The organism is Roseobacter sp. HKCCA0434 (genome assembly GCF_032464675.1).
GTDB lineage: Bacteria > Pseudomonadota > Alphaproteobacteria > Rhodobacterales > Rhodobacteraceae > Pontivivens.
The window spans coordinates 1-1,190 of sequence record NZ_JAWDKL010000058.1; the positions used below are offsets into that span (position 1 = coordinate 1).

Here is a 1,190-nt window from a genome sequence, read left to right on the forward strand (position 1 = left end):
GCCGCCTCCGCCGCTGCCGGGGAAGCAAAGGCGCTCGACAGCGAGGTCACCGCCCTGCGCCGCCTGCTGGACCGCGAGTCGGCGAGCGGCCCGCAACTGCTCGACGAGGTGCGCGCGGCCCCCGGCTACGAAGCCGCACTCGGCGCGGCCTTGGGCGATGACCTGAAAGCCGCGCGGGCCGAGGGGGGGTCCGGCTGGGCCGATCTGGCCGATTACGAGCACGGCAACACGCTGCCGGACGGAGCCGCACCGCTTGCCGAGCATGTTACCGCGCCGGACCTGCTGTCGCGCCGCCTCGCACGGATCGGGTTGGTCGAGGCGAGGCAGGGCGACGCCTTGCAGGCCGCGCTCGCCCCCGGTCAGCGGCTCGTCTCGCGCGAGGGGGATTTGTGGCGCTGGGACGGCTACCGCCTCGCCGCCGCAGACGTGCCTTCCACCACTGCGCTGCGTTTGCAGCAGCGAAACCGGCTTGATGAGCTGGAGGCGGCGCTGGAGACCGCCCGCGCACAGGCCGAGACGACGCAGGCCGCGCAGGAAACCGCGCGTGCTGCCCTCGACACCGCCACGCGGGAGGAGGCCGAGGCGCGCACCGCCCGCCGCCGCGCGGACGAAGCGGCGACGCAAGCCACCCGCGCCCTGTCGCGGGCCGAGGCCGATCGTTCGATGCTCGAAGGCCGGGCCGAGACCCTGCGCATGGCCGCCGAGCGCCGGGCCGAGGACGTGACCGCCGCCGAGGCGGCGAAGGCGGAGGCCGAGGAGCAGCGCGCCGATCTCGGCGATCTCGACGGCGCGAGGGCCGAGGTGGAGCGTCAGAAGGGCACCGTGTCCGTCGCTCGCGCCGCCATGCTGACCGCCCGCGGCCGCGCCGACGAGATCCGGCGCGAGGGCGAGGCGCGGCTGAAGCGTCAGCAGGAACTGGTCAAGGAAATCAGCGGCTGGCGTCACCGGCTCGACACCGCCGGGAAGCGGATCGCCGACCTCGCGGGCCGGGTCGAGAAGGCGGAGGGCGAGCTGAAATCCGCCCGCACCCAGCCCGACGAAATCGCCGAGAAGCGCGCAGCCCTCGCCCGCGAGTTGGAGCGCGCCGAGACCCGCCGCAAGACCGCCGCCGACGCGCTGGCCGAGGGGGAGACCGCGCAGCGCAACGCCGAGCAGGCCGAGCGGGACGCCGAACGCCGCGCCTCCGAGGC

At 75.3% G+C, this 1,190-nt stretch carries 1 pseudogene; it reads left to right on the plus strand.

Going from position 1 to position 1,190, the window contains the following annotated elements:
- A pseudogene (locus RX333_RS17215) lies at positions 1-1,190 on the plus strand (chromosome segregation protein SMC); the annotation flags it as partial.